This is a genomic window from Kitasatospora sp. NPDC093806, from assembly GCF_040683335.1.
GTDB lineage: Bacteria > Actinomycetota > Actinomycetes > Streptomycetales > Streptomycetaceae > Kitasatospora.
On the sequence record NZ_JBFBDO010000190.1, the window covers coordinates 1 to 7,200 of the forward strand.

Consider the following 7,200-nt stretch of genomic DNA (forward strand, 5'->3'; position numbering starts at 1 on the left):
GCGTGCGGCCCGCCGGGACCGCGGGCCCGGGGGTGGCGGCCGTGAACGCGGACGGGTCGCCGCCGGACGTCCCCGACGTCGGCGCCGGCACCGCGGCCGTCGGCCCCACGCTGACGGTCGGCGCGGGGGTCGGCGCGGTGGTCACGGGCGGCCCGACGGTGGGCGTCGGCAGCGGCGGGTCGGAGATCACCGCCGCGTCGACGTCGAGTTCGCGCTCGCCGTGCCCGAGCGAGGGGAACGCGCAGTCCACGACGATCCGCCAGTGCCCGGCCGGCAGGAACTCCCGGGTGGTGTACGTGCCCGGCCGCCCCGCCACGGCGACCAGCCGCCAGGGCCCGGCCGCCCGGCCGCCCGCACTGGTCGCCGAGAGCGTCCCGGCGAACTCCTCGGTGACCGGGTCGTGGTCGTTCTCCCAGGTGGCCGCGGTGGTGACGTGCCCGCCGTCCTGCCCGGTCACCTCCAGGTGGACGGTGTCGCCGTGGGCGGCGGCCGGGACGGCGGCGGGTACGAGCACGACCGCCGCGGCGAGGGCCAGGGCGGTGGTGAACGGACGGGTGCGCATGGGCGGGGTTTCCTCGTGGGGGAGGGCCCGGGTGCGGCCGTCACCGTTCCTGGCGGTGTCGGCCGCACCCGGGCGGGTGGGGGCGAACCGGGCCGGCCGTGGACCGGCCCGGTTCGGTCAGGACGTCATGCGATCAGGACGTCAATCGGTCAGGACATCATGCGATCAGGACGTCTTCTGCAGCGTCCAGGACTGGTAGGCCTGGCCGTTCGGCTTCTGCAGCTCCAGCAGCCAACCGCCGTAGTACCAGCGGTTGCTGGCGCCCAGAACCAGGTTCGAGCCCTCCGCGCTCAGGGTGTACCCGCCGCCCGACGGGGTGAGCCGCCACTTCTGGCCGGCCGCGTCGGAGCAGGCCCGCTGGGCCAGGTACTGGCCGGCGACCGGGTCACCGCCGAGCTGCAGGCACTTCTCCGAGCGGACCGACTTGATCCGCAGCGTGCCGGAGCCCGCGTCCTCGAAGGTCCACTTCTGGTTCGCGTAGCCGGTGCGCTGGTAGGCGATGGCCACGGTGCCGTCGTTGAGCGAGCTGCCCCACAGGTCGGCGGCCTGACCGGTGAGTCCGTTCACCATGCTGTACCGGGTGCCGGGCTGCGGCCGGCCGGCGTCGGCCGGGGTGCGGAAGGTGGCCGGGCGGCCGGGCTTGGAGACGGCGCCGCCGGCGTCCCGGACGGCCACCGCGACGGTGTACTGGGTGCCCGGCGCGAGGCGGACCAGGCCGACGACGGTCGAGCGGACGGTGCCGACCGCCTGGCCGTCGAGCAGCACGTCGTAGCCGCTCGCGGCGGCGACCGCAGGCCAGCTCAGCATGGCGGAGGCCTGGGTGACCTGACTGATCGTCACATCCGGTCCGGTGGCGGTCCCGGCGGTCGGCGAGGCGGTCGGGGTCGTCGAGCCGGTCGGGCTCGGGCTGCCGGTGGCGGTCGGCGAACCGGTCGGGGACGGCGTCCCGGTCGGGGTGCCGGTGGCGGTCGGGCTCGCGGTCGGGCCGCCGGTGGGGCTCGCGGTGGGCGAACCGGTCGCGGTGGGCGAACCGGTGGGGCTCGGCGTCCCGGTCGGGGTGCCGGTCGCGGTCGGCGACGGCGACGCGCTGCGGGTCGGCGAGGCGGTCGCGGTGGGCGAGCCGGTCGGGGTCGGCGTGCGGGTCGGGTCCGGGGTCGGACCGGTGCCGCCGCCGGCGATCAGGAAGCGGTTGTTGGCGACGTTCCAGTGCGTGGCGAGGTAGCTGCCGGGTGCCGGATCGGTGTGGTAGTAGTCGTCGTGCCGGCAGTCCAGGCGCATGTCACTGGCGTTGTCCGGGCAGACCGTCCGCATCTGCGGGTAGTACGGCGCGTCCGAGTAGCACATCAGGTCCCACTCGTCGACGCAGTGGCCGGCCTTGCTGGAGTTGGGCGCGCTGTTGCTCACCGCGCCCAGGTTGTGGCCCAGTTCGTGCGCGGCGGTGTGGCCGCCCCAGCAGCCGGCGTCGGTCCGGCCGTACGAGGGACCGAAGTTGCTCAGGTTGTCCTGGCCGGGCCGCTCGTCACCGGCGAAGGTGCCGATGCCGCAGTACAGCTTGGCGTCGGCGAAGACCATGTACTTGCGGTCCTTGCGGTTGAAGCCCTGGGCGGCGAGCGCGCGGTTGCTGGTGTTGAAGTCGGCCATCTCGGAGTCGGAGATCTGGACGTTCAACACCGAGGCGGAGCAGTCGGGTTCGGTGACGAAGCGGACGTGCCGGACGCCGCCGGTCTCCTGGGCGCTCGCGTTGTAGATGACGTCGACCTCGGCGGCCCACTTCTTGAAGGAGGCCTGGTACTGGGCGAACCGGTCGGTGCCCGGGGTGTGCAGGTAGACCACCTGGACCCGGTTGCCGGCGCTGCCGTCGCCCTCGCAGACCACACCGGAGCCACCGGCGGCGGGTGTACCGGCCCCCGCGCCCGCACCCGCGTCGCCGGCCAGCACGGCCTTCTGGCCGACGTCCAGGACGGGCGCCGACCCCTTCAACAGATCGGCGGCGGCGGGCGGTTGGGCATCGGCGCCGGGCGTCAGCACCGGAGCCTGCGCGGCCGCCGCGGCCACCGGCGGGACGTCCTTGCGGATGTCCACGTCCTTCGGCGGCGCGTCCGGACCGTGGCTGCACAGCTCGCCGCCGGACACCTCCAGGGAGCCCGCGCAGCGGTCCCCGCTGGGCAGGGCCAGACCGGCGTAGACCAGGCCGCGGTCCGGCTGGTCCTTCGGTATCTCCTTGATCGGCGCGGCCTTCTGCTCACGCTTCGGGCCGGGCGCCTTGGTCGCGCCCTCGGCGGTGCCGGTCTCGCCCGTGCCGCCGTCGTCCGGGATCACCCCGGCGCCGGCCCCCGCCCGGTCGGCCGCGACGGCCGCCGCGGTGGTCACGGTGTCACGAGCGGCCGACGGCTCCAGCGCGGCGCTGATGCCCAGTCCGCCGGCGACCAGTCCGGCCACGACCGCCGCGGCTATCAGTCCCGTCCGCTTGCCCATCCGCCGACGCCGTCGACGGCGGAGCTCCGTGCTCCGATGCCCCATCGCGTGTCTCCTCTCCTCGTGCGACGGTCCGGCCACCGCTCGGGGTGGTGGCCGGAACCTTCCGACACTCCGGAGACCGGCACGGGCGGACGGGATAACAGAAACCACTTTTCGAAATTCGTCCGGTCGCTCGACGAGGGGCGCGCGGAGGAGGGCGCGCCCGGGCTCGGGGACGGTGTCGTTCGATACCGGGGGCACGGGAACGGGCGCGGGAAGGGGACACCGCGCACGGCGGCGCCGGGAAGCGCACTCGGGGGGTGTGCGCTCCCCGGCATGGGGTGGTGGCGGCCACCGCACCGGGCGTCCGTGTGGTCCGGACTCCGGTTGCCGTGACCGGAATGCTAGACCCGCCCGAGGGCCGTGACCAGAGCTCTGACCAGCAAATTTCCCGCCCCGGACATGCCACTTGACCCCCTGGCACCGCTCCCGCCCCACCCCGCTCCACGGCTCGCCGGCCGACCCGACCGACGACCCGACCGACGGTCTTCCTGACGGCCTGTCCGGCGGCCCGCCCGCGCCGTGGTGGCCGGCTCAGGCCGCGACGTCGAGGCGCTGCGCGGCGAGGCCCGGTGCGGCGCCCTGTCGGTGCAGGGTGGCGAGCCCGGCCGCCAGCCGCTGCGGATCCCCGGCCAACCAGAGCCGCAGCGCGGCGGCCAGCGCGGCACTGGCCGGGCCGGTCCGCAGCCCGCTGACGGCGGTGATCCGCTCGCCGAGCAACGGCAGCAGGTCCGCGACGGGGGCCGGCAGCCAGAGCGTGACCGCGCAGGGGGCGGGCCGGGCGAGCACCCGCAGCAGCCGCAGCACACCCGCGTCCCCCGGCAGGACCGGGAGCGCGGGCCGACCCGGTCTCACGGCCCCCGCCACACCGACCGCGCCCGCCTGCTCGTGCGCGGACGCCGCGGACGCGCCCGTCACCGCGGACGCCGCCGTCACCGCGGTCGCCGACGGCCCGGCGGACCAGGTCGGCAGGACGTGCAGGATGGGGATGACGTCGAGCAGACCGTCCACCGCCACGTCCGACACATCGGCGCCGTGGCCGCGCGCCAGCGTGCGCAGCAGGGCCCGCTCGGCGGCCGTGATCCTGACGGTCAGCATGACTTCTTCGCAGTCCATGGTCCCAGTTCCCGTCTAGCGCGTGATGGGTGTGCTCGTCCGTCTTTCGGTCGTGTACCGGTCAGCCCTTGCCGATCACTACCTGCCCCTCAACGCGGGTCCGCTATCGGCGTGATCAAGCCATAGTGGCCGTCGTAGCGGCGGTAGAGGACCTGCCCGCGCCCCTCGGTGGAATCGGTGTGGAACACGAACGGCCAGCAGGTGAGCCAGAGTTGACGGGCCGCCCCGGGCAGGTCGAGCCGGGGCGCCGGGTGCGGGCTCTCGGTCAGCGGCAGTCCCGAGCCGCCGAGCCGGGCCGCGGAGTGGGCCCGGACCAGCCGGAACCCGCCGTTCGCGGGCCGCCGGTGCACCACGCTGTCCTGGCCGGTGAGCGCGTCCGAGAACAGGTGGAAGCGGTAGTCGAGGGCGAGCATCTCGCGGGTCGCCTGCTCGGGCGTGCGGCGGGCGAGGAGCACCGACTTCCGCCGGACGATCCGCCGTTCGGCGAGCGGGCGCGGCGCGTACTGCGGGCGGTAGGAGCTCTCGTACGCGGTGGCGAGCCCGAGGTCGCCGAGCTCGCGCAGCCGGTTGGCCCGGCCGGCGAGCGTGCCGAGCGCCAGGTCGACGGCGTCGCGGACGGTCACGGCGGCCAGTTCCACCCGCACCCGGCCGACACCCGCGAGTTCCACCGAGGCCTGGGCGACGGCCGGCCTGGTCACCGAGCGGTCGAGCGGCCGGGTGAGCCGGAGCCGGGCCTCGTGCGCGTCCGGCCCGAGGTCCGTGACCAGCGCCGACGACCGGATCCGGGCGTACTCGGCGTCCTCGCGGGGCAGTTCACCGCGGATCTCCACACGGACGTCGAGGGCGGGTCGGTGGCGCAGACGGGTCATCGGGAAGACCTCCTTCGTTCGGCACCATGCTGGACCCGCGCCCACCCCGCCGCCGAGGGCCGAAAGGCCCTGCCTGCCAGGCAAGACGGCCCCCGGACGCACTCCGGCACGACCCCGGCGGGGCGCCGCGAGGACGCCGTGAGGACGCCATCAGGCCACCGCGGGGCCACCGCGAGGGCCCCGTGAGGACACTCCGCCGATGGGGTGATCCCCCCGGGTACGGCGCAACGCTCACGGGACCGGCGCGTTTCCCAATGCGTGCGCCCTCTGGTCGCGGCGCGCGCGGGGGTCTGCGCTGACAGGCCTCCGGATCCCGGCCGTCGCGGCGGCAGCTCCGGTGGTGCCGCAGCGCCGGGCCGGTGGAACGGTCCGACGCCCGGGTCGGTCGCGCCGGGCCGTTCCACCGGCCCGTCCCGTCGGCCCTTCTGCTGAGAGGTGATGTCATGATCCTGACGAACGAGACCCGCAGACCGCCCGGAGCGCCCAGAACCTCGCCCGCGGGCACCCGACCGGCCGTCCCGCCGGTCGCGCCCGGCGCCCTGCCCGGCCTCGGTCACGCGCCCGCCCTGCTGCGCGACCCGCTCGGCTTCCTCGGCTCGCTCGCCCGGTACGGCGACGTGGTCCGGATCCGCCTCGGGCCGCGCACGGTCTGCGTCGTCACCGACGCCGGCCTGGTCCACACCCTGCTGGTGGCGCTCGCCCACGACTGCCCGCGCGGCGCCGTCCAGGACACCCTCAAGACCGCCTTCGGCGACGGACTGCTGATGTCCGAGGGCCGGCCGCACCGCGACCGGCGCCGGATCATCCAACCCGCCTTCGCCCCGGACCGGATGGCCGGATACCTCGCGGTCATGCACCGGGTCACCGAGGAACGGGCCGGACGCTGGCGCCCGGGCCAGGTCCTCGACGTGGCCAAGGAGATGAACCACCTCGCCCTGGACATCGTCACCAGCGCCCTGTTCGGCGCCCGGCTGAGCGAGGACGCCACCGTCGCCTTCCACCGCGCCCTGCCCGACCTGGTGAAGGGCCAGATCGTCCAGTCGCTCTACCCGCACCCGGCCTTCGCCCGGCTGCCGCTGCCGGTCAACCGGCGCTTCGACGCGGCCGTCCGCGTGCTCAACCGGGTGGTCGACCAGGCGGTCGCGGGCACCGTCCACGCCGGGGCCGCCCCCGCCGGCGGCTGTCCGCTGACCGGGGCCGGGACCGGGACCGGGACCGGCGGCGGACCGGTGACGCTGCCCGCGCTGCTGCGCGCCGCCGTCGACCCGGCCACCGGACGGCCGCTCACCGAGGCGGACGTCCGCTCCGAGGCGATCACCATGTTCGGGGCCGGCACCGAGACCGTCTCCACCACGCTCACCTGGCTGATCGACGAACTGATCCGGCACCCGTGGGTGGAGGCCCGCGTCCTCGCCGAACTGGACGAACACCTGCCGGCCGGCACCGTCCCCACCCCCGAGGCGCTCGCCAAGCTCAGCTACACCCAGGCGGTCACCCGGGAGGCGGTCCGGCTGCACGCGCCGAACGCCTTCCTGATGCGCACCGCGAGCGTGCCGGTCGAGCTGGGGCGGTACCGGATCCCGGCCGGCACCGAGCTGCTCTACAGCCTCACCGCGCTCCACCGCGACCCCGCGCTCCACCCCGAACCGCTCGCCTTCCGGCCCGACCGCTGGCACGAGCAGGGGTACGCGGCCGCCGGGCCGGGCGGGGCCGAGGCGGGTGGCGGCGCCTCCGCGCGGCAGGCCTTCCTGCCGTTCGGCGCCGGCAAGCACAAGTGCATCGGCGAGGCCTTCGCCTGGGCCGAGCTGGCCGTGGCCACCGCCGCCGTCCTGCGCCGCTGGCGGCCGACGGCCGTCCCGGGCTCCCGGGCCCGCGAGGTGGTGTGGACCACCGTCCAGGCCCAGGGCCTGCGGGTCCGGCTCACCCCGCGCGGCGGCCAGGCCCCGCACTCCCCGTCCGCCCCGCACGCCCCGCGCAACCCGGCCACCCCCGGCCCGCGTCCGGCCGACGGCGGCGGGGCCGGTGGCAGTGGCCGGACCGGCGGCAACGGTGGCACCGGCGGCGACGGCGGACCGCGCGAACCCGCCCCGGCCACCCCCGCTGCACCGGCCGCACCGGCCGCCGCCCCCGTCGTCC

5 protein-coding genes are annotated in these 7,200 nt (G+C 75.9%); 1 reads left to right on the forward strand and 4 read right to left on the reverse strand.

Annotation, left to right across the window (positions count from 1 at the left end; genetic code table 11):
• From AB0N76_RS38520 to AB0N76_RS38535, 4 genes are all read right to left on the reverse strand, one after another.
• Positions 1 to 562, reverse strand: a 562-nt coding sequence (locus tag AB0N76_RS38520) for a hypothetical protein (RefSeq protein ID WP_363565512.1), incomplete at its 3' end; no start/stop codon positions are given.
• A 165-nt stretch (positions 563 to 727) separates the two neighbouring features.
• Positions 728 to 3,037 carry an RICIN domain-containing protein gene (locus tag AB0N76_RS38525; RefSeq protein WP_363565513.1) on the reverse strand — a complete coding sequence of 770 codons (2,310 nt, stop codon included), beginning with the start codon at positions 3,035 to 3,037 and terminating at the stop codon, positions 728 to 730.
• Between the two features lie 576 nt (positions 3,038 to 3,613).
• The gene (locus AB0N76_RS38530; protein ID WP_363565514.1) at positions 3,614 to 4,195 is read right to left on the reverse strand and encodes a hypothetical protein; all 582 of its coding nucleotides are present in this window, start codon (positions 4,193 to 4,195) and stop codon (positions 3,614 to 3,616) included.
• Between the two features lie 89 nt (positions 4,196 to 4,284).
• Positions 4,285 to 5,064, reverse strand: coding sequence for a sigma 54 modulation/S30EA ribosomal C-terminal domain-containing protein (locus tag AB0N76_RS38535; RefSeq protein ID WP_363565515.1), 780 nt, complete (start codon positions 5,062 to 5,064; stop codon positions 4,285 to 4,287).
• Positions 5,065 to 5,507: 443 nt separating this feature from the next.
• Here AB0N76_RS38535 and AB0N76_RS38540 point away from each other — a divergent pair.
• The coding region (locus AB0N76_RS38540; RefSeq protein WP_363565516.1) for a cytochrome P450 at positions 5,508 to 7,200 on the forward strand (1,693 nt) is incomplete at its 3' end.

Excerpts from the sequence above, each read along its gene's own strand:
- AB0N76_RS38525 (WP_363565513.1), bottom strand. The coding sequence starts at position 3,037 with ATGGGCAAGCGGACGGGACTGATAGCCGCGGCGGTCGTGGCCGGACTG.
- AB0N76_RS38530 (WP_363565514.1), bottom strand. The coding sequence starts at position 4,195 with ATGGACTGCGAAGAAGTCATGCTGACCGTCAGGATCACGGCCGCCGAG.
- AB0N76_RS38535 (WP_363565515.1), bottom strand. The coding sequence starts at position 5,064 with ATGACCCGTCTGCGCCACCGACCCGCCCTCGACGTCCGTGTGGAGATC.